We start from the raw sequence: 23,694 nt of genomic DNA on the forward strand, positions 1-23,694 counted from the left end.
ATCAGTGGGCCGGCAGCTTGGTGGTGTCGATGTCGATGTAGCGCCAGAAGGAATTGGAGAACGGGTGGCGCTTGTAGCCCATCACCCAGGGCTGCCAAAGGTCGGTGCCGATGCGCGAGACGCGGATCTTGTACGGCATGTAGGCGACGATGATCCGCACGGCATCGCGGATCTGCGCGTCGCGCTCGGGGCCGTCGGGCATCACGCCCTGCTTCGCGAAGATCTCGTCGTACTGCTTGTTCGAAAAGCGTGCCAGGTTCTGCTGGCCCGCCTGCGCCGATGCGCCGATCTGCAGGCCGACGCCGCTGTCGGGCTCGGCGGCGGAGAAGCCCAGCTGCCACATCTGCAGCTTGCCGGCGCGCGCGGCCTTCAGCTGCTCGGGCCAGATGCCGATCTTGAACTCCATCTTCACGCCGACGGCGTCCATGTGCTTCTTGAGGATCTCGTCCAGCTCGCGCTGGTCGGCGGTGCCCTGCGTGTTCATCTCCAGCACCAGCGGCTTGCCGTCGGGCATGTCCCGCCAGCCGTCGCCGTTCTTGTCGGTGTAGCCGAACATGTCGAGCAGGGCGATCGCCCGCGCGCGGTCGTACTTGCCCATTTCCGAGCGGAAGTTCGGGTCCCAGCTCGTCGTGTTGGGGCCGAGGATGTCCTGCGCGATGATGGCCTGGCCCCGCCGCGGCAGGCGCACTTCCATCTCGGTGTTGTAGGCCAGGCCCAGCGCGCGGCGCAGCGCCACCTTCTCGGGGGTGTAGCCACCGACCACGGGGTCTTCCATGTTGAAGTACCACATGGTGATGTCCGACAGCTGCACCCGCTCCATCTGGATGCCCTTCTTCTGCAGGTTGGGCGCCAGCTTGTTGTTGGGGATGGCCTGGTTCACGAAGGTGGCGGGCAGGCGCTCCATGAAGTCCTGTTCGGCGTTGAGGAACGACAGCCACCGCGGCTGCGGTTCGTTGATGATCGAGACCACCACCTTGTCGAGCATCGGGAGCTTCTTGCCCTTGAGCCTGGCGGCCACGGCTTCGGCCGACTTGTCGCCGGCGCGCGGCTGGTCGTCGAAGAATTCGTCGCGGAAATTCGGGTTCTTCACGAGCGTGATGCGCGACGAGCGCTTCCACTCGGCCAGCTTGAAGGGCCCCGTGCCCACGGGGTGGGCCATGATCTCGTCGCCGTACTTGTCGATCACCTCGCGCGCGACGACGCCGAGGATGCCGGGGTCGGCGATGGTCTGCACGAAGCGCGGGCGCGTGACGGCCAGCTTGAACTGGACCGTGTAGCGGTCCAGCGCCTTCATGCCCTCGATGTCGTTCACGTAGTCGAACTTGCCGGTCTTCTCGGCCTTCTCGCGCAGCTCGTCCAGGCCGATGATCTTCTCTTCCTCCAGCGCGCTGATGTGCGGGCTGCGCGTCTTCGGGTCGTAGATGCGCTTGAAGCTGTACACCACGTCCTGCGCCGTCACTTCCCGCTTCTTGCCGCCGAAGGCCGGGTCGTCCGCGAAGTACACGCCGCGCTTGAGCCGGATCGTCCAGGTCCTGAAATCGGCCGACACCTGCGGCAGCGCTTCGGCGAGCACCGGCTTGACTTTCGCGGGGCGCGCGAGGTAGTCGTAGTCGTAGAGCGTCTCGAAGATGTTGGCCGTGATGACGCGCGAATACAGGTCGTGCACCTGTGCCGGGTCGAAGCCCGTCTCCGCGATGGGGAACGCGTAGCGCAGGACCTTTTCGGGGCCTTGTGCCGCCGCCGGCAGCGACACGCCGGCCGCGAGGACCGCGGCCCACACCCAATGGATTGCTTTCATCGCCGGCACCTTACTTCTTCGGCTGCTTCGCCGGGTCGATGTCGATGTACTGCCAGAAGCTGCGCGAGAACGGGTGACGCTTCCAGCCGATCATCCACGGCTGCCACAGGTCCGTGCCCAGGCGGTGGACGCTCGTCTTGATCGGCATGTAGGCCACGAGGATGCGCACGCATTCGCGCAACACCGCGTCGCGCTCCGGCCCGTCGGGCATGAGCAGCTGCTTGCGATAGAGCTCGTCGAAGCGGTCGTTCTTGAAGCGCGACAGGTTCTGCTCGCCCAGCGACTTGCCATAGGCCTGCTGCAGCACCACGCCGCTGTCGGGCGACGTGGCCGACAGGCCGTAGCTCCACATCTGCAGCTTGCCCGAGCGCGCCGCCTTGAGCTGTTCGGGCCACTGGCCGATGCGGAAGTTCATCTTGATGCCGATCGCATCCATGTACTTCTTCCACAGCTCGTCGCGCTCGCGGTAGTCGGCCTGGCCGAGCGTGTCCAGCGTGATCACGAGCGGCGAGCCGTCAGGCATGTCGCGGTAGCCGTCGCCGTTCTTGTCGGTGTAGCCGAACATGTCGAGCAGCGCGACGGCGCGGGCGCGGTCGAACGTGCCCATCTCGGAGCGGAAGTCGCCGTCGAAGCTGGCCGTGCCCGGCATCATGAAGCCCTGCGCGCGGATGGCCTGGCCCCGGCGCTGCAGGCGGATCTCTTCGTCGGTGTTGATGCCCAGGCCGATCGCCCTGCGCAGCGCCACCTTCTCGGGTGCGTAGCCGCCGACCACCGGGTCGTTGATGTTGAAGTAGGCCATCGTCGTGTCCGACAGCGCGACGCGTTCGGCGCGGATGCCCTTCTTCTGCAGGTTGGGGGCGATCTTCCCGTTGGGGATGGCCACCGGCGAGAAGTTGTTGGGCAGCGTCCACATCAGGTCGTGTTCGCCATTGAGGAAAGCGAGCCAGCGCGGCTGCGGCTCGTCGATGATCGAGACGACCACCTTGTCCACCAGCGGCAGGCGCTTGCCCTTGAGGTGCTTCGCGATCTCCTCGGCCACCTTGTCGCCGGCGGGCGCGGTCTCGTCGAAGATCACCTCGCGGTAGTTGGGGTTGCGCACCAGCGTGATCTTGGAGGCGCGGCGCCACTCGGACAGCTTGAAGGGCCCGGTGCCCACCGGGTGTTCCATGATCGTGTCGCCGTACTTTTCGACGACGTCGCGCGCCACGATGCCGAGGATGCCGGGGTCGGCGATCGTGTGGATGAAGCGCGGGCGCGGTTCGGCCAGCTTGATCTGCACCGTGTAGCGGTCCAGCGCCTTCAGGCCTTCGACGTCGGTGTCGTATTCGAACTTGCCGCCTTCGGCGCGCTTGTTCAGGTCGGCCAGGCCGATGATCTTTTCTTCCTCGAGCGCCGACAGGATGGGGCTCTTGAGCTTGGGGTCGAAGACGCGCTTGTACGTGAACACGACGTCCTGCGCCGTGACCTCGCGCTTCTTGCCGCCGAAGGCCGGGTCGTCCGCGAAGTAGACGCCGCGCTTGAGCTTGATCGTGTACGTCTTGTAGTCGGCGGAGACCTGCGGCATGCCGTCGGCCAGCACCGGCTTGACCTTGACGGGGCGCGTGAGGTATTCGTAGCCATACAGGCCTTCGAAAATATTCCCCGTCACGATGCGGGAATAGAGGTCGGACAACTGCGGCGGGTCGAAGCCCGTCTCGGCTGCGTTGAAGGCGTACTTGAACACCTTTTCCGCAGGCGCTGCAGTCTGTGCGACGCTGGGGCTGGTGGCACCCATTGCCAGGCAGAGGCTGGTGGCCGCCGCCCAGAGGCTCGTCTTCATGGCTGGAAACACCTATAAGGGATCGCGAACCTGCAAGCATAATGCCCGCCCAGACGGCTGCCACTAGCGGCTTCCCCTAAAGTAGCGTGCCGGCCACCCCGCGGCACGAGGTATCTGGAATGCTTTCCTATCTTTTCCGGCGGATCCTTCAAATGATCCCCACCCTGGCAGGGGTCATCCTGCTGGTCTTCTTCCTCTTCAAGTACTTCGGCGGCGACCCCGCCGAAATCCTCGGCGGCCTGCAGGCCAGCCCGAAGCAGATCGAATCCATCCGCAACCAGCTCGGCCTGAATGCGCCGGTGGCCGAGCAGCTGTGGATCTTCGTCAAGCAGGTGCTGGCCTTCGACTGGGGCCGCAGCTGGGCCACGAACGAGGCGGTGAGCAACATCTTCATCACCCGCCTGCCGGCCACGCTGACGATCATGATCCCCATCCTGGTCCTCGACGTGGTGCTGGCCATCATCGCCGGCATGGCCGTCGCCTACGTGCGCGGCAGCCTGACCGACCGCGCCGTGATGATCATCTCCACGGTCGCGCTGTCGATCAGCTTCCTGGTCTACGTGATCGTCGGCCAGTACCTCTTCGCCTTCCGGCTCGGCTGGTTCCCGGTGCAGGGCTGGACCAACAGCACGCTCACCAACCTGGCCGTCTACGCACCGCTGCCCGTGATGCTCGCGGTGCTCGTGAGCCTGGCGCCCAACACGCGCCTGTACCGCAGCTTCTTCCTCGACGAGATCGGCCAGGACTACGTGCGCACCGCGCGCGCCAAGGGCGTGCCGGAAAAGAGCATCCTGTTCAAGCACGTGCTGCGCAACGCGATGATCCCCATCCTCACCAACGTCGCGACCGCGTTGCCGTCGATCTTCATCGGCTCCTTCCTGATCGAGGTGTTCTTCTCGATCCCCGGCCTGGGCCGCGAGGTCTACCAGGCCGTGGGCCGCAGCGACTACCCCGTGATCCAGGCCGTGACCATCTACCTGGCCGTGCTCACGATGGTCATCAACCTCATCACCGACATGCTGTACAAGTTCGTCGACCCGCGGGTGGTCCTCAAATGAGCGCCGCCGTCGAAACCGCGGTGGTGGCGCCGCCCGTCGTGGCCGCGCCCCCGGTCACCGACATCCCCAAGTCGCCCAGCGTGTGGGCCGAGGCGTGGACGCGCCTGAAGCGCGACCGCGTCGGCATGGTCTCGCTCTACGTCGTCGCCGTTTTCATGGTGATGGTGGTGCTGGCACAGGTCGGCGCCATCGCGTCGAACTGGAGCGTGGAGTCGGGCCTGCCTTTCGCGCCGCCGACCTTCATGGGCCCGGACGCAGCGGTGCAGGAACTCGTGAAGAAGGACGACCTGCCGCTGGTCGACCTGACCGACATCGACCCGCTCGCGCCCAAGTACGCCGAGTGGGCCAAGCGCGCCAGCGAGATCAAGACGGTGACGACGCAACTGGCGCCCACGCTGCCCTTCGGCGCCGACCGCATCGGCCGCGACGTGCTGGCCAAGGCCGTCAAGGGCGCGCAGGTGTCCATCCTGGTGGGCATCGCGGCGGCGCTGGTGGCCACCTTCGTCGGCACGCTGCTCGGCGCCATCGCCGGCTACTTCGGCGGGCGCTTCGGCGACTTCCTCGAGTGGGTCTACAACGTGTTCACGTCGGTGCCGTACATCCTGCTGATCTTCGCGCTGGCCGCGGTGTTCAAGTCGGGGCCGCTGGGCAAGGTGTTCGCGCACAGCATCCTGCCGGTGGTGATCATCCTCGGCGCCGTGGGCTGGACGGGCATCTACCGCCTGGTGCGCGCCGAGTACATCAAGCACAGCAACCGCGAGTACGTGAAGGCGGCCGAGGCCATCGGCGCGGGCCACATGGCGCGCATGTTCGGGCACATCCTGCCCAACATCAGCCACGTGGTGCTGGTGAACCTGAGCCTGTACGTCGTCGCCTTCATCAAGGCCGAAGTGATCCTGTCCTTCCTGGGCCTGGGCGTGCCGATCGACATGGTCAGCTGGGGCACGATGCTGGCCGAAGCGCAGACCGAGCTGGTGCTGGGCAAGTGGTGGCAGCTCGTCGCCGCCACGTTCTTCATGGCCACCTTCGTCACCGCTTTCGCGCTGCTCACCGATGCGCTGCGCGACGCGATGGACCCGAAACTGCGCTGAGGACGAGATGGACAAGTTGATCGAAGTGCGCGACCTGAAGGTCGCCTTCCGCCTCGGCGAAGACGTGCAGGAAGCCGTGCGCGGCGTCAGTTTCGACGTGCCCGCCAACACCACCGTGGCGCTGGTCGGCGAATCGGGCAGCGGCAAGAGCGTCAGTGCCATGAGCATCATGCGGCTGCTGCCGGACAACGCGATCGTCGCGCCGGAAAGCCAGGTGATCTTCGAAGGCCGGCGCGACCTGCTGAAGCTGCCCCAGGAAGACATGCGGCGCATCCGCGGCAAGGAGATGTCGGTCGTCTTCCAGGAGCCGATGTCGTCGCTCAACCCGGTGCTGACGGTGGGCGAGCAGATCGCTGAGGTGCTGCGCCTGCACACGCCGCTCGACTCGAAAGGCGTGCAGGAAAAGACGCTGGAGCTGCTGAACGAAGTGGGCATTCCCGAGCCGAAAGCACGGCTGGGCGCGTACCCCCACGAGCTCTCGGGCGGCCAGCAGCAGCGCGTGATGATCGCCATGGCGATCGCGTGCGAGCCCAAGCTGCTGATCGCCGACGAGCCGACCACGGCCCTGGACGTGACGGTGCAGCGCCAGATCATCAACCTGATGGCCAAGCTGCAGGAGCGGCACAAGATGAGCGTGCTGTTCATCTCGCACGACCTGGCGCTGGTGGGCGAGATCGCGAAGGAAGTCATCGTGATGCGCCACGGCACGGTGCGCGAAGCCGGGCCCGTGGGCCAGATCTTCAATGCGCCGAAGGATGCGTACACGCGTGCGCTGCTGGCGTGCCGCCCGCGCCTGGACACGCGCCCCAAGCGCCTGCCGGTCATCGACGACATCGTGAACAACCGACCGATCGTCACCGAGCAGCGCCAGTCCCGCCCCATCGAAGGCGCACCGCTGATCGAGGTGCAGCAGCTGCAGAAGATTTACAAGCTCAAGACGGGCCTGTTCCAGCGCAAGGCGCTGACGGCCGTGCAGGGCGCCGACTTCGTGCTGCACAAGGGCCGCACGCTCGGCGTGGTGGGCGAGTCGGGCTCGGGCAAGACGACGGTGGGCATGATGCTCACGCGCCTCACCGAGGCCACCAACGGCCGCATCCTCTTCGAAGGCCAGGACCTCGCCAAGCTCGACGGCAAGGACCTGCGTCCCTTCCGATCGCGCATCCAGATCATCTTCCAGAACCCGTACGCCAGCCTGAACCCGCGCTTCACCGTCGGCCAGATCCTGATGGAGCCGATGCGCATCCACGGCATCGGCGAAAGCGACAACGACCGCGCCAAGCTGGCCCTGGGCTGGCTGGAGCGCGTGGGCCTGCCGGCCACCGCCTTCGGCAAGTACCCGCACGAGTTCTCGGGCGGCCAGCGCCAGCGCATCGCGATCGCGCGCTGCCTGACGATGCGGCCGGAGATCATCATCTGCGACGAGAGCGTGAGCGCCCTCGACGTGTCCGTGCAGGCCACGGTGCTGAACCTGCTGCTGGACCTGCAGGAGGAGTTCGGCCTGACGTACGTCTTCATCAGCCACGACCTGGCCGTGGTGAAGTACATGGCCGACGACATCCTGGTGATGAACAAGGGCGAGATCGTCGAGCGCGGCAGCGCCGAGGACATCTACGCCCGCCCGCAGCACCCGTACACGCAGCAGCTGCTCGCCGCCATCCCGCGCGGCTATTCCGCGCAAGTCACCGCTTGAGGGGATCATGATGAGACTTTCCACGGCAAGGGCCGCGCTTGCGGCATTGGCGTTCGCCGCCCCGTTGGCGCTCGCGCAGAAGGCGCCCGCTGCCACCGACGTGCCCATCCCGGACATCCCGTACACGAAGTTCGTGCTGAAGAACGGCCTGACGGTGATCGTGCACGAGGACCACAAGCTGCCCGTCGTGGCGATCAACACGTGGTACCACGTGGGGTCGAAGAACGAGAAGCCCGGCAAGACCGGCTTCGCGCACCTGTTCGAGCACCTGATGTTCAGCGGCAGCGAGAACTTCAACCAGACCTACATCTCCGCGCTGCTGGGCATAGGCGCGACCGACCTGAACGGCACCACCAGCAAGGACCGCACGAACTACTTCCAGAACGTGCCGACGTCGATGCTCGACTACGTGCTGTTCGCCGAGAGCGACCGCATGGGGCACCTGCTCGGCGTGCTGGACCAGAAGAAGCTGGACCTGCAGCGCGGCGTGGTGCAGAACGAGAAGCGCAGCGGCGAGAACCAGCCCTACGGCATCGTGCGCGACCTCGTGCCGCCCAACACCTACCCGCCCGAGCACCCGTATTCGTGGACCATCATCGGCTCGATGGCCGACCTGGACGCCGCGTCGATGAAGGACGTGCAGGAGTGGTTCAAGACCTACTACGGCCCGAACAACACGATCCTGGTGCTGGCCGGCGACATCACGCCCGAACAGGCGCGGCAGAAGGTCGAGAAGTACTACGGCGACATCCCGCCCGGCCCGCCGATCGCCAAGCAGGCCGCATGGCCCGCGAAGATGACGGGCACGCACCGCGGCCTGGTGCAGGACCGCGTGCCGCAGGCGCGCATCTACCGGATCTGGAACGTGCCGGGCATCCCCACGAAGGAAGACGCGCTGTTCGACGTGGCCGCGCAGATCCTCGGCGGCGGCAAGACGTCGCGCCTGTACAAGCGCCTGGTGCGGCAGGACCAGCTGGCGGTGGACGCGGTGGCGTTCAACAATTCGTCCGAGATCGGCGGGCAGTTCAACATGCAGCTGACCGCGCGCCCCGGCGCCGACGTGCGCAAGATGGAAGCGGCGGCGGACGAAGAGTTGCAAGCGCTGCTGAAGAGCGGCCCGACGCAGGCCGAAGTGGACCTGGCCCGCACCACCATCCTGGCCGACTACGCACGCCGCGCCGAGCGCATCGGCGGCTTTGGCGGCAAGAGCGACTTGCTGGCGCAGTGCCAGACCTTCCACGGCAACCCGGAGTGCTGGAAGGACTACGTGCGCGTCGTGAAGACCGCCACGCCCGCCGTCATCCACAGGGCGATGAAGGAATGGCTCTCGGACGGCGACTACGTGCTGGAAGTGCAGCCGTATCCGCAGGTGGCCGCGGCTTCCGCAGCACTCGACCGCAAGGCGGGCCCCGAACTCGGCAAGGCGCAGGTGCTGAAGATGCCCGAGCTGCAGAAGCTCACGCTGTCCAACGGCCTGAAGGTGCTGGTGGCCGAGCGCCACACGGCGCCGGTGGTGAACCTGTCGCTGCTGGTCGACAGCGGCTACGCGGCCGACCCGCAGGACCTGCCGGGCCTGACGAACCTCGTCCTGCACGCGATGGAAGAGGGCACACCCACGCGCAGCGCGACGAAGATCAGCGAGGAACTGGAGCGCCTGGGCGCGACGCTGGAAACCAGCGCCAACCTCGACGGATCGTTCGTCGCGATGAACGCGCTGAAGACCACGCTGGGCCCGGCGCTGGACATCTACGCCGACGTGATCCTGCACCCCGCCTTCCCGCCGGGCGAGGTGGACCGGCTGCGCAAGGAGCAGCTGGCCGGCATCGCACGCGAGAAGGCCAGCCCCGAGGCGTCCGCGCTGCGCGTCATGCCTTCGCTGCTGTACGGCAGCGGCCATGCCTATTCGCGGCCCTTGACGGGCACGGGCACCGAAGCCGCCGTCTCGCGCATGACGCGCGACGACCTGGTGAAGTACCACCGCACGTGGTTCCGGCCGAACAACGCGACGCTGCTGGTCGTGGGCGACACCACGGCGGCGCAGGTCAAGCCGATGCTCGAGAAGGCGTTCGCGGGCTGGAACGCGGCCGAGGTGCCGAAGAAGAACCTCGCGGCGGTCAAGCCGCCCGAGAAGGTGGCGGTGTACCTGCTGGACCGCCCCGGTTCGCAGCAGAGCGTGATCGTCGGCGGCCAGGTCGCGCAGCCGGCCGATGCCACCGAGCTCGTGCAGATGCAGCTGGTGAACAACGTGCTGGGCGGCACGTTCAGCTCGCGCATGAACATGAACCTGCGCGAGGACAAGCACTGGTCGTACGGCGTGTACAGCCAGTTGCGCGCGGCACTCGGCCAGCGCCCGCTGGTCTCCGTCTCGGCCGTGCAGAGCGACAAGACCTCCGAAGCATTCAGGGAAGTCGTGAACGAGTACGCCGGCGTTGCCGGTGCGCGCCCGATCACCGCGGCGGAACTGAAGGTGGCCCAGGACCGCGAAACGCTGGCGCTGCCCGGCCGCTTCGAAACGACGGTGGAGCTGTCGAAGGCGTATGCCAACGTGCTGCAGTACCGCCTGCCCGAGGACTACTACACGCGCATCACGCCCACGGTGCTGGCCTTCACGCCGGACCAGGCGAATGCGCTGGCCAGGAAGTTCCTGTTGCCCAACCAGCAGGTGTGGGTGGTGGTGGGCGACATGGCCAAGGTGGAGGCGGGCATCCGCGCGCTGAATGTCGGCGAGGTCCACCGCATCGATGCCGACGGAAAGATCCTGAAATGAAGACGATGAAGAAGCTGGCGGCGGTTGCGCTCGCGTTGGCATGCGCGCACGCGCTGGCGGCGGCGGATGCAGCGGAAACGAAAAAGCTCCACGCGCTGTTCGATTCCCAGTGGGAGACGCAGGCCCGCGAGTTCCCCGAGCTGAGCACCTTCCGCGGCGACTACCGCTACAACGACAGGCTCTCCGACCGCTCGCCCGCCGCGCGTGCCGCCTACGACGCGAAGGAACGGGACTGGCTGCGGCAGGCCCGGGCGATCCGGCGGGACAAGCTCTCGCCGACGGACAAGGTCTCGCTGGACATCTTCGTGCACCAGCAGGGCGAGGCCGTGGAGGAGCATGCGTTCAAGGGCTATCGCTCCATGTTGATCGGCGCGCTGGACGGCGCGCAGACCCAGGCTGCCGACCTGGCCCGCCAGGTCCCGATGGAAAAGGCCGCGCAGGCGCAGCAGTTCCTCAAGCGGTTCGCCGCCTACCCCAAATACGTGGACGAGCAGATCGTGCAGATGCGCGAAGGCGCCGCGGTGGGCTGGGTGCCCGCCAAGGGCGTGCTCGAACGCGCCCTTGCGCAGCTGGACGACCAGCTGGCGATGAAGGCGGACGACAGCCCGTGGTTCGCGCCCTTCAAGAAGCTGGGCGCCGACGTGACTGCCGCCGAGCGGGACAGGCTCCAGGCCGCGGCCCGCGAGGCCATCCCGCGGGACGTCGTGCCGCCGCTGCGCAAGCTGCGCGCGTTCATCGTGACCGAGCTGGTGCCCAGGGCCCCGGAGAACGGCGCGCTGCGCAACTACCCCGACGGCGCGAAGGTGTACGACTACCTCGTGCGCTCGCGCACCACCACAAACCTGAAGGCCGAGCAGGTCCATGCCATCGGCATGCGCGAGCTGGCCGCCATCCGCAAGGACATGGAAGGCGTGATGCAGCAGGTGAAGTTCGAGGGCAGCTTCCCGCAGTTCGTCCAGTACCTGAACACCGACCCCCGGTTCTTCTACAAGGACAACGACGGCAACGAGATGCTCGAGGGCTACCGCGCCATCGGCAAGCGCATCGACGCCGAGCTGCCGCGCTACTTCGCCGAGCTGCCGCGTGCGCCGTACGGCGTGCGCGCCATGCCCACGTACAAGGGCCCCGATGCGGCGGAGTACTACGACCAGCCCGCGATGGACGGCTCGCGCCCCGGCTACTTCAACGCCAACGTCATGGGCCTGAACGCCAAGCCGAAGTGGGCCATGGCCACCTTGACCGCCCATGAAGCCGTGCCGGGGCATCACCTGCAGACGGCGCGGTCGCAGGAGATGGGTACGCTGCCGAAATTCCGCCGCATGAGCTGGTTCGTCGCCTACGGCGAAGGCTGGGCCGTTTACGGGGAAAGGCTCGCGCGGGAGATGGGCATCTTCGACAACGACCCTTACTCGCTGTTCGGCCACCTGCAGTGGCAGGCGTTCCGCGCGGCGCGCCTCGTCGTCGACACCGGCATCCACTCGATGGGCTGGTCGCGCCAGCAGGCGATCGACTTCATGGTGGAGCGCACGGGCGTGGACCGCAATTTCGTCTCGTCCGAAGTCGACCGCTACACGTCCGACCCCGGGCAGGCGCTGGGCTACATGATCGGTGCGCTCAAGATCGGCGAGCTGCGGCAGAGCGCAAAGGCCCGGCTTGGCGACAAGTTCGAGGTGCGCCGCTTCCACAACGTCGTGCTCGATAGCGGCCCTGTGCCGCTGGACGTGATGGAGAAGCTGGTGGACGAGTGGGTGGCGAAAGAGGCTGCTCGCCGCTGACCCAGCCAATGGGGGTCAGATTCCCATTTCAGGACTGCAGCGCGGCGTGCAGTGAGCGCGCATCGTCCGCGCTGCGCGGCGCGATGGGCGGCACGGTGCGCATCCACTCGGCATCGCCATAGCGCTGCGCCAGCGCGGCTTTGACGCTCGCGACGAGATTGACTTTCGCGAGCAACGTGCGATGCGCGGTGGCGCGTTCGCTGCGCACTTTTGCATCCGCCGCGCCCTGCCACGCCGCCTGCGAATCGGCCGCCGTGAGGTTGGTGGTCGCGGAGATGCAGCCCGCGAAGCCGTCGTCCTTCGCATGGATCAACGACGCCTCCGAACTGGGAAACACGTCGAAGCCCGGCACCGCCTTCACCACCGCGCGCGAATACGACAGGTCGCCCGAGCTGTCCTTCAGCCCCACGAGCTGCGCATGGCGCTTCTTCAGCTCGACGATCGTTTCCAGCGGCCATGCGACGCCCGTGTTCTGCGGGATGTGGTACAGGTAGATCGCGAGCTGAGGCCGCTGCACGCGCTTGAGCAGCTCGTCGACATAGGCTGTGAGCGCCGCAGGCGACGGGTCGGGATAGAAGAAGGGCGGCAGCACCAGCGCGCCGGCGAAGCCCAGGTCCGCCGCGGCCTGCGTGAGCTGCACGCTCTCGGCCAGCGAACACACGCCCGTGCCCACCATGAATTTCGCCAGCGGCAGGCCCGATGACGCGATGTCGCGCATGAGCTGCAGGCGCTGCGCCACGGGCAGTGAGTTGGCCTCCCCCGTCGTCCCCAGCAGGTTGATGCCGTCGCAGCCGCCCGCGAGCAGTTCGCGGCAATGCTTCGCCAGGCGCTGCGCATCGGGCGCGTAGTCGGCCGACACCGGCGTGGGAACCGCCGCGATCACGCCACGTAGTTCTCTTGGCTTCATGTTGTCGATCCCGGAGGAATCGAGGCATCATGCACGCGGAGACCCCCATGGCACAACCCAAAGATCCCGCCGGCATGCGCAAGGGACTGACGAGCTACGGCGACACCGGCTTCAGCCTGTTCCTGCGCAAGGCGTTCATCAAGGGCGCGGGCTACAGCGACGCCGCGCTGGACCGCCCCGTCATCGGCATCGCCGACACCGGCAGCGACTTCAACCCCTGCCACGGCAACGCGCCGCAGCTCATCGAGGCCGTGCAGCGCGGCGTGATGCTCGCCGGCGGCCTGCCCGTGAAGTTCCCGACCATCTCCATTCACGAGAGCTTCGCGCAGCCCACCAGCATGTACCTGCGCAACCTGATGGCGATGGAGACGGAGGAGATGATCCGCGCCCAGCCGATGGACGCCGTGGTGCTGATCGGCGGCTGCGACAAGACCGTGCCCGCGCAGCTGATGGGCGCGGCGTCGGCGAACATTCCCGCCATCCAGCTCATCACGGGTTCGATGCTCACGGGCTCGCACCGCGGCGAAACCGTGGGCGCCTGCACCGACTGCCGCCGCTACTGGGGCAAGTTCCGCGCGCAGGAGATCGAGGAACAGGAAGTCGCCGCCGTGAACGACCAGCTCGTGCCCAGCGTCGGCACGTGTTCGGTGATGGGCACGGCCAGCACCATGGCGTGCATCGCCGAGGCATTGGGCATGACCGTGCCGGGCGGCGCCTCGCCGCCCGCCGTGACGGCGGCGCGCATGCGTGTGGCCGAAGAAACCGGCACCGTGGCCGTTCAGATGGCGAAGACCGGCCTGACCGTCGACAAGATCCTCACCGACAAGGCCTTCGAGAACGCGATGCGCGTGCTGCTCGCCATCGGCGGCTCGACGAATGCCATCGTGCACCTCACGGCCATCGCCGGGCGTTTGGGCTTCGAGGTCGACCTGCAGGCGCTGGACCGCATGGGCCGAGAAACGCCGGTGCTCGTGGACCTCAAGCCCTCGGGCCAGCACTACATGGAGCACTTCCATGCGGCGGGCGGCATGGCGACGCTGCTGCGCGAGCTCAAGCCGCTCCTGCACCTCGATTGCCTGACGGTGACGGGACGCACGCTGGGCGACGAGCTCGAAGCGGCCCCGCCCGCCTTCAAGCAGGACGTCGTGCGCACGATGGCCAACCCGATCTACCCGCAAGGCGGCATCGCCGTGCTCAAGGGCAACCTCGCGCCGGGCGGCGCGATCATCAAGCAGTCCGCGGCCCACCCGAAGCTGATGGAACACGAGGGCCGCGCCGTGGTCTTCGAGAACCTCGAGGACATGGCCGCGCGCATCGACAGCGACGGCCTGGACGTCACCGCCGACGACATCCTGGTGCTGAAGAACATCGGGCCGAAGGGCGCGCCGGGCATGCCCGAGGCGGGCTACATGCCCATTCCGCTGAAGCTCGCGCGCGCGGGCGTGAAGGACATCGTGCGCATCTCCGACGGCCGCATGAGCGGCACCGCCTTCGGCACCATCGTGCTGCACGTGACGCCCGAGTCGGCGATCGGCGGGCCGCTGGCGCACGTGCGAAGCGGCGACCGCATCCGCCTGAGCGTGAAGAACCGCGAGATCAGCCTGCTGGTTCCCGACGACGAACTGGCGCGGCGCGCGCGCGAAAACCCCGTGAAGGAACCGGTGGCCGACCGCGGCTACCGCAAGCTGTTCCTGCAGTGCGTGACGCAGGCCGACCAGGGCGTGGACTTCGACTTCCTGCGCGCGCCGAAGATGCGCGGCAAGACGCCGCGGGTGCCCTAGGCCAGCGCCTTCGCCAGGATCGGCAGGCTGACGTCCATCCGGTAGTCGACCGAGGAGTGGTTGTCCTCGAACTCCTCGTACACGTGCGGCACGCCCAGCGCCTGCAGGCGCTTGTGCATGCGCCGCGCGCCATAGACCAGGTTGTACTGGTCGACGTCGCCGCAGTCGATGTACAGCGCCTTGAGCGCCTTCAGGCCCGCGCCGTGCCGCTCCACCAGCGTCAGCGGGTCCCACGCCATCCAGTTGGCCCAGCGCTCCGGGATGAGTTCGCAGGTGTCCAGCGTCACCGGCAGCCGCACGCCGTAGCGGGCGGAAGGGTCCGGGTCGAAGCTCGCGGCTTGCGCGAACATCATGAGGATGTGGACGTCGCTGTCCTTGGTCTTCTTCGCCGCCCAGAAATCGTCGATCCACTTGCCGATGTCGGGCTGCTTGGCCAGCGCGCGCAGCACGGGGACGAATTCGTGGCGGTACATCAGGTCGAAGCCCATGTCGCCCGAGTGCACGGCGGCCGCGCTCCAGTAGTCGGGGTGCAGCAGCGCATGGACCATGGCGCCATAGCCGCCGCTGGATTTGCCGAAGATGCCGCGGCGGCCGGCGCCGCCGCAGCCGAACTTCGCTTCGACCAGCGGCACCGCCTCCGTTCGGATGAAGTCGTCCCACCGCCCCATGGCGGGCGAGTTCACGTACTGGTTGCCGCCCAGTTTCGTGAAGCAGTCCGGGAAGGCGACCGCGACGGGCGGCATGTGCCCCTCGGCGATGAGGCGGTCCAGCCGCTCGGGCAGGTTCTCGCCGAAATTCTTCCAGTTGGTGTGCACGGGCCCGCCGCCCGTGAAGCCCACCACGTCCACCAGCAGCGGCAGGCCGCGGCCGTCGTGGCCGTGCGGCACGTAGACGTCGACGGTGCGGTGGGTCGGATCGCCCAGCAGGTTGTCCTTGATTGCCGTGCTGTCGATCGCCAGGCGGTGGACCGTCCCGGCCGGCGTGTCGGGGTTCTTTCGCATGCGTGTCACCTGAGCAGGTACTGCTCCATGAAGAGGATTTCGGCGTAGAACTGGAAGTCCCGGTTGCGCCGCTTGGCGAAGCCGTGGCCTTCGTCGTTGGCCATCAGGAACCACACCGGGGTGTCGCTCTTGCGCAGCGTCTGCACGATCTGCAGCGCCTCGCTCGCCGGCACGCGCGGGTCGTTCTTGCCCTGCACCACGAAGAGCGGCTTGCGGATCTTCTGCGCGTTGTTCAGCGGCGCAATGCGCTGCAGGAACTCGCGCATCTTGGGGTCGCGCTCGTCGCCGTATTCCACGCGCCGCAGGTCGCGCCGGTAGCTCTCGGTGTTCTCCAGGAAGGTGACCAGGCTCGACATGCCGACCACGTCGATCGAGCAGCAGATCTTGTCGCTGTAGTTCGTCGCGACGGCCAGCGTCATGTGGCCGCCGTAGCTGCCGCCCGTGACGAGGATCTTGTTGCCGTCCAGGTTGGGCTGCGCCTTGATCCAGTCGAACAACGTGTCGATGTCCTTGTACGAATCCTCGCGCAGGAAGCCGTTGTCCAGCTTCAGGAAGGTCTTGCCGTAGCCGTTGGAGCCGCGCACGTTCGGGAACAGGATGGCGACGCCCAGCTCGTTCAGGTAGTAGTTCAGGCGGCCCAGGAAGTAGGGGCGCGCCTGCGCCTCCGGGCCGCCATGGATGTTCACGATCACCGGCCGCTTGCCGGCGAAGCGCGCGGGCGGCATGTAGAGGAAGCCCGACATCGCGCGGCCGTCGAAGCTTTTCCATTCGACGAGCCTGGCCTCGGGGAACGACGCCGTGTCCATGCCGCCGGTCTCGCTGTGCGTCCAGCGCGTGAGCGTGCCCGTGCGGGTGTCGAGCGAGAACGCATCGCCCGGCAGCCGCGCGGTCGACTGGGAAAAGCCCAGGTCGCGGTTGTTCTCGTGCCACTCCAGGCCGTCGATCACGCCGTTGGGAAGCCCCGCCACCGGCCGGTGCCGCAGCGTGCGCGTGTCCATCAGGTACAGGCGGCTGACGCCGGCCTCGTTGGCGACGAAGGCGGCCTGCGAGCCGTCGCGCGACAGGGCGAAATCGCGGATGTCCCAGCGGATGTCGCTGGTCGCGTAGCGCAGGCTGCCCGTGGCCAGGTCCATCACGGCCAGGCGCTGGAACTCGAAGTCCTTGTCGGTGGTGACGAAGAGGCTGCGGCCGTCGTTGGCGAAGCGCGCGCCGCCATAGGCCACCGGCTCGGCGGCCGCGGGCGTGAGCAGCTTCTTCTCGCCGCTGGCCGCATCCACCAGCCACAACCGCGACTCGTTGATGGAGAGGTATTCCAGCACGGCGATCTGCCGGCCGTCGGGCGACCAGTCCAGCGGCGCCCAGCCGCCGCCCGCGACCTGCATCACGAGGCGGTCGCTCTTGGGGTCGCGCGGGTCCATCACGTACAGGTCGCTGTCGCGGCCCGTGCGGCGCGTGGACGTGTACGCGATGCGCGCGCCGTCGCGCGTGAACACGGGCGAGCCGTTGCGCGACTTGCCGTCGGTCAGCAGCGTGATCGCGCCGCCCTCCACGTCGTAGCGATAGAGCTGGAACCACTCGCCGCCGCCGACGTCCTTGCTGAAGACGAAGTAGCGGCCCTCGACCGGCTGGAAGGTCGCGCCGGCCACCCGGTCCGGAAAGAACGTGAGCTGCGTCCGGTCGCCTTCCGGGCGGCGCACGATGTGCACCTGCGCCGTGTCGGCGAAGCGCGTGAGGATCAGCATCTCGCGGCGCTGCGGGTGCCAGCTCTGGATGAACGCCGAGCGCACGTCGCCGTAGCGGCTGGCCTTCTCCGCGATGGCGGCGGGGATCGTGGGGATGCCTTCGACGACGAGGTTGTCGCCGGGCGCCACTTGCGCCCAGGCACCCGTGGCCGCGAGCGCAAGGGCGATGAGGGCGCCGCGCATCACTTGAGCTCGAAGGCCGCGAGCTTCTTCGGCACGGGCACGTTCTTCAGCGTCTGGTACACCGGCACGCCCCCCGCGTACTTCGGGTAGTCCTCGCCCTGGATCAGCGGCAGCAGGTAGCGCTTGCACTTCTCGGTGATGCCGAAGCCGTCGGCGGTGATGAAGTCGCGCGGCATGAACTTCTCGACGTTGGCCACCTTGGACAGCTGCGCCATGCCGATCTTGTACTTGTAGGGCTTGTCCGAGACGCGGTCGATGGTGGGCATCACGGCGTTGTGGCCCTTCACCGCCAGCTTCACGGCGGCCGCGCCCAGCTCATACGCCTGCTTCACGTCCGTCTTCGACGCGATATGGCGCGCCGCGCGCTGCAGGTAGTCGGCCACGGCCCAGTGGAACTTGTAGCCGTGCGCCTTCTTGACCATGTTGGCCACGACGGGCGCCGCGCCACCCAGCTGCGCGTGGCCGAAGGCGTCCTTGGTGCCCTGCTCGGCGAGGAAGCGGCCGTCGGGGTAGTGGCAGCCTTCCGAAACGACGATGGTCACGTAGCCGTGCTTCTTCACGAGCGATTCGACGCGGGCGAGGAACTTCGCCTCGTCGAACTCGACTTCCGGGAACAGCACGACGACCGGGATGCCATGGTCCTCGATCAAGCCGCCGGCCGCGGCGATCCAGCCCGCATGGCGGCCCATCACTTCCAGCACGAACACCTTGGTCGAGGTCTTGGCCATCGAGCGCACGTCGAACGACGCTTCCAGCGCCGACACCGCGACGTACTTGGCCACCGAGCCGAAGCCCGGGCAGCAGTCGGTGATCGGCAGGTCGTTGTCCACGGTCTTGGGCACGTGGATGGCCTGGATCGGGTAGCCCATGGCTTCCGACAGCTGCGACACCTTGAAGCAGGTGTCGGCCGAGTCGCCGCCGCCGTTGTAGAAGAAGTAGCCGATGTCGTGCGCCTTGAACACCTCGATGAGGCGCTCGTACTCGCGCTTGTTCGCCTCCAGCGACTTGAGCTTGTAGCGGCACGAGCCGAACGCGCCCGAGGGCGTGTAGCGCAGCGCCGCGATGGCCGCCGCCGACTCCTTGCTGGTGTCGATCAGGTCCTCGGTCAGCGCCCCGATGATGCCGTTGAGGCCCGCGTACACCTTGCCGATCTTGTCCTTGTTGGCGCGCGCCGCCTGGATGACGCCGCATGCGGACGCGTTGATGACGGCGGTGACTCCGCCGGACTGCGCATAGAACGCGTTCTTCTTCCGGGTTGCCATGGGTGCTTCAGTCCTCCAGGGCGCGCGAAACCACTTCGCGCACGTCGTTCGACAAATCGGGTTTCGCGGCCACGCGCGCGATCGCTTCGCGCGCCGCGCTGCGCTGCGGCTCGGCCAGCTTCTTCCAGCGGTCCAGCGCGCGCGCCAGGCGGGCGGCCAGCTGCGGGTTCATGCCGTCGATCTCGATCACGCGGTCGCTCCAGAACACGTAGCCCGCCGCATCGGCGCGGTGGAAGGCGCCGGGGTTCGCGGCGCAGTACGAGAACAGCAGGCTGCGCGCGCGGTTCGGGTTGCGCACGTTGAAGTCCGGGTGCTGCATCAGCTGCTTGACGATGGGCAGGATGTTGCCGTTGCGGTCGGGCGCGCCGGCCTGCAGCGCGAACCACTTGTCGATGACCAGGGCCTCGTGCTTGAAGATGGCATGGAAGCGGTCCAGCGCCTGCTGCGCCAGCTCGTGGCCGCTCACCACCAGCGCCGACAGGGCGTTGAAGCGGTCGGTCATGTTGCTCGCGTCCTTGAAGCGCTGCAGCGCCTTGCCGGGCCACACCGCGTCGCCCTGCTTGCGCGCGGCGATGCACAGGTTCATCAGCGCCAGGCCGGCAAGCGAACGCTGGCCCGCGGTCTTCGACTCCGGCACGTAGGCGCCCGTGTCCTTGTTCTGCTCGTAGGCCCATTCCCAGTCGTCACGCAGTGCGACGGCGAGCTGGTCGCGCATGCCTTCGCGCACGGCGTGGATCTGCTGCGGGTCGACCACGTCGAGCTGTTCGGCGATGTACGTCTCCGACGGGAGCGTGAGCACCAGGTCCTTGAATGCCGCGTCGAGTTGCGGATGGCGCAGCACGGCCTGCATCGCGGAGAGGAAGGCGTTGTCCAGCCGGACGTCGTTCCTGGTCAGGCCGGGCTCGCGCAGGAAGGCCAGGGCGCGGTTCAGGCCCAGGCGCTGGCCGGCTTCCCACCGGTTGAAGGGGTCGCTGTCGTGCGCGAGGAGCGTGAGCAGCTGTTCGTCCGTGTAGTTGCATTCCAGGATCACGGGCGCGGAGAAGCCGCGCAGCAGCGAAGGCACGGGCTCGGACTGCAGGCCGGGGAAAGTGAGCGTTTCGCTTTCCTGCGTCAGCACGTGCATGCCGCTGGTGAGCTCGCTCCCGTCCCTGGTGACCAGGCCGAAGGCGATCGGGATCACGAAGGGCTGCTTCGTCGGCTGGCCCGGCGTGGCCGGACACGATTGCGTCAGCGTCAGCTTGTACAGGCCCGACGCCGCGTCCCACTCGCCCACGGCCTTCACGCGCGGCGTGCCGGACTGCGAGTACCAGCGTTTGAACTGGTCGAGGTTCTGCGCGAGCTGCGAGCCCGGGTTGGCATCGGCAATGGCCTGCGCGAAGTCGTCGCACGTGACGGCCTGGCCGTCATGGCGCTGGAAGTACAGGTCCATGCCCTTGCGGAAGCCGTCGCGCCCGACGAGCGTCTGCTGCATGCGCACGACCTCGGCGCCCTTTTCGTACACCGTCACGGTGTAGAAGTTGTTGATCTCCAGGTACTGGTCGGGCCGCACCGGGTGCGACATCGGGCCCGCGTCCTCGGGGAATTGCGCGGTGCGCAGCACGCGCACGTCCTCGATGCGCTTGACGGCGCGCGCCGAGGCCTCGCCCGCCAGGTCCATGCTGAAGTCCTGGTCGCGGAAGACCGTCAATCCTTCCTTCAGCGAGAGCTGGAACCAGTCGCGGCAGGTGATGCGGTTGCCCGTCCAGTTGTGGAAGTACTCGTGGCCGACAACCGACTCGATGTTCATGAAGTCCATGTCGGTCGCGGTGGCCTGCGACGCCAGCACGTACTTGGTGTTGAAGATGTTCAACCCCTTGTTCTCCATGGCGCCCATGTTGAAGTCGCTGGTGGCGACGATCATGAAGCGGTCCAGGTCCAGCGACAGGCCGAAGCGCGCCTCGTCCCAGGCCACCGACTTGATCAGCGAGTTCATCGCGTGCTCGGTCTTGTCCAGGTCGCCGGGGCGCACGTACACCTGCAGCAGGTGTTCCTTGCCGGCGCGCGAGGTGATGCGCTGCTCGCGCGCCACCAGTTGCCCCGCCACCAAGGCGAACAGGTAGCTCGGCTTCTTGAACGGGTCTTCCCACTTGGCGAAGTGGCGGCCGTCCTCAAGATCGCCTTCGGCCACCAGGTTGCCGTTGGACAGCATCACCGGGTACTTCTGCTTGTCCGCGCGCAGCGTGACGGTGTACGTCGCCATCACGTCGGGGCGGTCCAGGAAGTAGGTGATGCGGCGGAAGCCCTCGGCCTCGCACTGCGTGAAGAACGAGTCGTTGCTGGTGTACAGCCCCGACAGCGTGGTGTTCTTCGCCGGCGCGCAGGTGGTGAAGATCTCCAGGTCGAAGGGCGCGTCGCCCTCCGGCAGGTTCTCCAGCACCAGCTTGCCGTTTTCCATCTTGAACGACGTGCCTTGCCCGTTGACCAGCACGCGGGCGAGGTTCAGGTCCTCGCCGTCCAGGCGCAGCGGCTGCGCCGGAACCTGCGCGTTGCGGCGCAGCTTCATCTTGTTCAGCACCCGCGTCTTCTGCGGGTCCAGGTCGAAGGTGAGGTCGACCGAGTCGATCCAGTACGCGGGCGGCTGGTAGTCCGCGCGCAGCACCACGGTGTTCTGTCCTTCACGCAGCATTTGCGTCTCCTTGTGTTGGCGCGCTTACACGCCTTGTTTGAGCGAGGCCTCGATGAATGCGTCGAGGTCGCCGTCCAGCACCTTCTGGGTGTTGGAGATTTCCACGTTCGTGCGCAGGTCCTTGATCCGGCTCTGGTCCAGCACGTAGCTGCGGATCTGGTGGCCCCAGCCCACGTCGGTCTTGGTGGCTTCCAGCTTCTGCTGCTCCTCCATGCGCTTGCGCATCTCGAAGTCGTACAGGCGCGAGCGCAGGCGCCGCCACGCCACGTCGCGGTTGCTGTGCTGGCTGCGGCTGTCCTGGCACTGCACGACGATGCCGGTGGGCATGTGCGTCAGGCGCACGGCCGAATCGGTCTTGTTGATGTGCTGGCCGCCCGCGCCGGATGCGCGGTAGGTGTCCACGCGCACGTCGGCCGGGTTGATGTCGATCTCGATCGAGTCGTCGATCTCCGGGTAGACGAACACCGATGCGAAGCTGGTGTGCCGCCCGCCCGATGAATCGAACGGCGACTTGCGCACCAGGCGGTGCACGCCGGTCTCCGTGCGCAGCAGCCCGTAGGCGTAGTCGCCTTCGATCTTGATCGTGGCGCTCTTGATGCCCGCGACGTCGCCGGGCGTCTCGTCCTCGACCGTGGCCTTGAAGCCCTTGCGCTCGGCGTACTTCAGGTACTGGCGCAAAAGCATCGACGCCCAGTCGCATGCCTCGGTGCCGCCCGCGCCGGCCTGGATGTCCAGGAAGCAGTTGAGCGGGTCGGCGGGGTTGTTGAACATGCGCCGGAATTCCAGCGCCTCGACCTGGCGCGCCAGGCGCTGCGTGTCGGTCTCGATGGTCGCGAGGCCGGCCTCGTCGCCGTCGTCCTTGCTCATCTCGAACAGCTCGAGGTTGTCCGCGAGTTCGCGCGCCAGGTCACCGAGCGTGACCACGATGCCTTCGAGCTGCTTTTTTTCCTTGCCGAGTTCCTGGGCCTTCTTCGGCTCGTTCCAGACCGCCGGGTCTTCCAGGGCCGCGTTGACCGTCCTCAGGCGCTCCGACTTGGCGTCGAAGTCAAAGATACCCCCGGAGGGCTTGCGTGCGGGAGGCGAGGTCGGCCACTTGCGTGCCGATCGAGTTGATGCGTTCTGCGTCCATGGTTCTGATCCGGGAAAGGCCCGGATTTTGGCACGGACGAAGCGGCGTTAACGGAAGCCGCCGAGCTTGGCTTGCGCGCCGCGATTTCCCATCGCGGAAGCACGTTCCAGCCAGCGCACCGCCTCGGTGGCGTCGCGCGGCACGGTGGCGCCTTCCAGGTAGGCGATGCCCAGGAAGTAGCTCATCTCCGCGCGGCCGTAGCGGATGCCTTCCGACGTCGACTTGCCCGAGCGCTTCACGATCTGCGGCACGTCGCCGGTGCCGTTGGCGTACGAGTGCATCTGGCGGATGGTGTCGGTGTAGAAGGCGTCGCGCGTGCGCATGCTGGCTTGCTTCTGCGACGGCGGCATGGTGGCGACCAGCTCGTCGGCCAGCACCGGCAGGGCCTCGAACGGCGTCATGCCGCCTTGCATGCGGGGGTTGTACCAGGCGCGCAGCATCACGCGGTCCAGCGGCAGCAGGCCGTCGATCTTCCAGGGGAAATAGCTCAGCACCGTCTGGCCGGCCGGGTGGCCGCGCACGCCCATGACGTGCATGGACTCGTGGTACGCGCAGCGCCACGCGTCACGGTCGCGCATCTGCACCTGGGCCGAGTCGATCCGCGTTTCGGTCTTGAAGTCCAGGAAGGTGACGCAGGGCTGGTTGTCTTCCAGCGCGTTGTCGGCCAGGATTTCGACCGTCACGTTGGCGGTGGACTCATCCACGGTGGCCGTGACGTCGGTGATCTTCACCTTGGCCTCGCCGGCCACGGTGCGCAGCGCTTCCATCATGTGCTCGCGGTGCACGGCCAGGTTGGTGCCCGTGAAGCGAACGCGCATGTCGTTCTCCCACCGCACGATCCGCGTGGGCGTGCCGCTCTGGTGCCACAGCACTTCCCACAGCGTGTGCAGGCCGGCGTCGAACTCGCTCGCCAGCGCGGCGATCGGCATCATCAAGCCCAGCAACAGACCCCAACATCCTCGACGCATTCGTCACCCCGAATACAACAGGTGACTCAGCGTACGGTAGGAGGCCTCCTACGGCAAG

At 67.2% G+C, this 23,694-nt stretch carries 15 protein-coding genes; 6 read left to right on the forward strand and 9 right to left on the reverse strand.

Features of this window, described 5'->3' with window-relative positions; translation table 11 throughout:
- Position 1: 1 nt before the first annotated feature.
- Both WG903_RS07885 and WG903_RS07890 read right to left on the reverse strand, forming a co-directional pair.
- Entirely contained in the window at positions 2-1,798 is a 1,797-nt protein-coding gene (locus tag WG903_RS07885; protein ID WP_340074009.1) for an ABC transporter substrate-binding protein, read from the reverse strand.
- Between the two features lie 10 nt (positions 1,799-1,808).
- A complete protein-coding gene (locus tag WG903_RS07890; protein ID WP_340074011.1) occupies positions 1,809-3,617 on the reverse strand; it encodes an ABC transporter substrate-binding protein in 1,809 nt (602 codons plus the stop codon).
- 119 nt (positions 3,618-3,736) lie between these two features.
- Here WG903_RS07890 and WG903_RS07895 point away from each other — a divergent pair, with 119 nt between their 5' ends.
- The 5 genes from WG903_RS07895 to WG903_RS07915 are packed head-to-tail and all read left to right on the forward strand — an operon-like array spanning position 3,737 to position 11,998.
- The gene (locus WG903_RS07895; RefSeq protein ID WP_340074014.1) at positions 3,737-4,675 is read left to right on the forward strand and encodes an ABC transporter permease; all 939 of its coding nucleotides are present in this window, start codon (positions 3,737-3,739) and stop codon (positions 4,673-4,675) included.
- On the forward strand, positions 4,672-5,766 hold the full coding sequence (locus tag WG903_RS07900; protein WP_340074016.1) for an ABC transporter permease: 1,095 nt from the start codon (positions 4,672-4,674) through the stop codon (positions 5,764-5,766). The genes WG903_RS07895 and WG903_RS07900 overlap by 4 nt, the downstream gene beginning before the upstream one ends.
- A gap of 7 nt (positions 5,767-5,773) precedes the next feature.
- Positions 5,774-7,456 carry an ABC transporter ATP-binding protein gene (locus tag WG903_RS07905; protein ID WP_340074018.1) on the forward strand — a complete coding sequence of 561 codons (1,683 nt, stop codon included), beginning with the start codon at positions 5,774-5,776 and terminating at the stop codon, positions 7,454-7,456.
- 7 nt (positions 7,457-7,463) lie between these two features.
- Positions 7,464-10,223 carry a M16 family metallopeptidase gene (locus WG903_RS07910; protein ID WP_340074020.1) on the forward strand — a complete coding sequence of 920 codons (2,760 nt, stop codon included), beginning with the start codon at positions 7,464-7,466 and terminating at the stop codon, positions 10,221-10,223.
- Entirely contained in the window at positions 10,220-11,998 is a 1,779-nt protein-coding gene (locus tag WG903_RS07915; protein WP_340074022.1) for a DUF885 domain-containing protein, read from the forward strand. Before WG903_RS07910 ends, WG903_RS07915 begins: the two co-directional genes overlap by 4 nt.
- Positions 11,999-12,026: 28 nt before the next feature.
- Here WG903_RS07915 and WG903_RS07920 read toward each other — a convergent pair whose 3' ends face one another.
- Positions 12,027-12,905 (reverse strand): dihydrodipicolinate synthase family protein, encoded by an 879-nt coding sequence (locus tag WG903_RS07920; protein WP_340074024.1) that lies wholly within the window; start codon positions 12,903-12,905, stop codon positions 12,027-12,029.
- A 47-nt stretch (positions 12,906-12,952) separates the two neighbouring features.
- Here WG903_RS07920 and WG903_RS07925 point away from each other — a divergent pair, with 47 nt between their 5' ends.
- On the forward strand, positions 12,953-14,686 hold the full coding sequence (locus WG903_RS07925; RefSeq protein WP_340074026.1) for an IlvD/Edd family dehydratase: 1,734 nt from the start codon (positions 12,953-12,955) through the stop codon (positions 14,684-14,686).
- On the opposite strand, the gene WG903_RS07930 is transcribed toward WG903_RS07925, so the two are convergent.
- The 6 genes from WG903_RS07930 to WG903_RS07955 all read right to left on the reverse strand — a co-directional run bounded on the left by WG903_RS07930 (position 14,683) and on the right by WG903_RS07955 (position 23,612).
- A complete protein-coding gene (locus WG903_RS07930; protein ID WP_340074028.1) occupies positions 14,683-15,687 on the reverse strand; it encodes an alpha/beta hydrolase in 1,005 nt (334 codons plus the stop codon). The genes WG903_RS07925 and WG903_RS07930 overlap by 4 nt on opposite strands.
- 5 nt (positions 15,688-15,692) lie before the next feature.
- On the reverse strand, positions 15,693-17,612 hold the full coding sequence (locus tag WG903_RS07935; protein WP_340074030.1) for a S9 family peptidase: 1,920 nt from the start codon (positions 17,610-17,612) through the stop codon (positions 15,693-15,695).
- The gene (locus WG903_RS07940; protein ID WP_340074032.1) at positions 17,612-18,874 is read right to left on the reverse strand and encodes a 6-phosphofructokinase; all 1,263 of its coding nucleotides are present in this window, start codon (positions 18,872-18,874) and stop codon (positions 17,612-17,614) included. Before WG903_RS07940 ends, WG903_RS07935 begins: the two co-directional genes overlap by 1 nt.
- Positions 18,875-18,881: 7 nt before the next feature.
- Positions 18,882-21,539, reverse strand: a complete 2,658-nt coding sequence (pepN, locus tag WG903_RS07945) for an aminopeptidase N (protein ID WP_340074034.1) — start codon at positions 21,537-21,539, stop codon at positions 18,882-18,884.
- A gap of 24 nt (positions 21,540-21,563) precedes the next feature.
- Complete coding sequence (gene prfB, locus WG903_RS07950; protein ID WP_340074036.1) at positions 21,564-22,463, reverse strand: peptide chain release factor 2; 900 nt, start codon at positions 22,461-22,463, stop codon at positions 21,564-21,566.
- A 252-nt stretch (positions 22,464-22,715) separates the two neighbouring features.
- Positions 22,716-23,612 (reverse strand): DUF2927 domain-containing protein, encoded by an 897-nt coding sequence (locus WG903_RS07955; protein WP_340074038.1) that lies wholly within the window; start codon positions 23,610-23,612, stop codon positions 22,716-22,718.
- Between the last annotated feature and the right edge of the window lie 82 nt (positions 23,613-23,694).

The organism is Ramlibacter sp. PS4R-6 (assembly GCF_037572775.1).
In the GTDB taxonomy this organism is placed as follows: Bacteria; Pseudomonadota; Gammaproteobacteria; order Burkholderiales; family Burkholderiaceae_C; genus Ramlibacter.

What these genes read in the sequence shown, in the direction of transcription:
- WG903_RS07900 (WP_340074016.1), top strand. Translation starts at nt 4,672, where the DNA reads ATGAGCGCCGCCGTCGAAACCGCGGTGGTGGCGCCGCCCGTCGTGGCC.
- WG903_RS07930 (WP_340074028.1), bottom strand. Translation starts at nt 15,687, where the DNA reads ATGCGAAAGAACCCCGACACGCCGGCCGGGACGGTCCACCGCCTGGCG.
- WG903_RS07910 (WP_340074020.1), top strand. Translation starts at nt 7,464, where the DNA reads ATGATGAGACTTTCCACGGCAAGGGCCGCGCTTGCGGCATTGGCGTTC.
- WG903_RS07920 (WP_340074024.1), bottom strand. Translation starts at nt 12,905, where the DNA reads ATGAAGCCAAGAGAACTACGTGGCGTGATCGCGGCGGTTCCCACGCCG.
- WG903_RS07890 (WP_340074011.1), bottom strand. Translation starts at nt 3,617, where the DNA reads ATGAAGACGAGCCTCTGGGCGGCGGCCACCAGCCTCTGCCTGGCAATG.
- pepN (WP_340074034.1), bottom strand. Translation starts at nt 21,539, where the DNA reads ATGCTGCGTGAAGGACAGAACACCGTGGTGCTGCGCGCGGACTACCAG.
- WG903_RS07925 (WP_340074026.1), top strand. Translation starts at nt 12,953, where the DNA reads ATGGCACAACCCAAAGATCCCGCCGGCATGCGCAAGGGACTGACGAGC.
- WG903_RS07940 (WP_340074032.1), bottom strand. Translation starts at nt 18,874, where the DNA reads ATGGCAACCCGGAAGAAGAACGCGTTCTATGCGCAGTCCGGCGGAGTC.
- WG903_RS07895 (WP_340074014.1), top strand. Translation starts at nt 3,737, where the DNA reads ATGCTTTCCTATCTTTTCCGGCGGATCCTTCAAATGATCCCCACCCTG.
- WG903_RS07935 (WP_340074030.1), bottom strand. Translation starts at nt 17,612, where the DNA reads ATGCGCGGCGCCCTCATCGCCCTTGCGCTCGCGGCCACGGGTGCCTGG.
- WG903_RS07915 (WP_340074022.1), top strand. Translation starts at nt 10,220, where the DNA reads ATGAAGACGATGAAGAAGCTGGCGGCGGTTGCGCTCGCGTTGGCATGC.
- WG903_RS07885 (WP_340074009.1), bottom strand. Translation starts at nt 1,798, where the DNA reads ATGAAAGCAATCCATTGGGTGTGGGCCGCGGTCCTCGCGGCCGGCGTG.
- WG903_RS07905 (WP_340074018.1), top strand. Translation starts at nt 5,774, where the DNA reads ATGGACAAGTTGATCGAAGTGCGCGACCTGAAGGTCGCCTTCCGCCTC.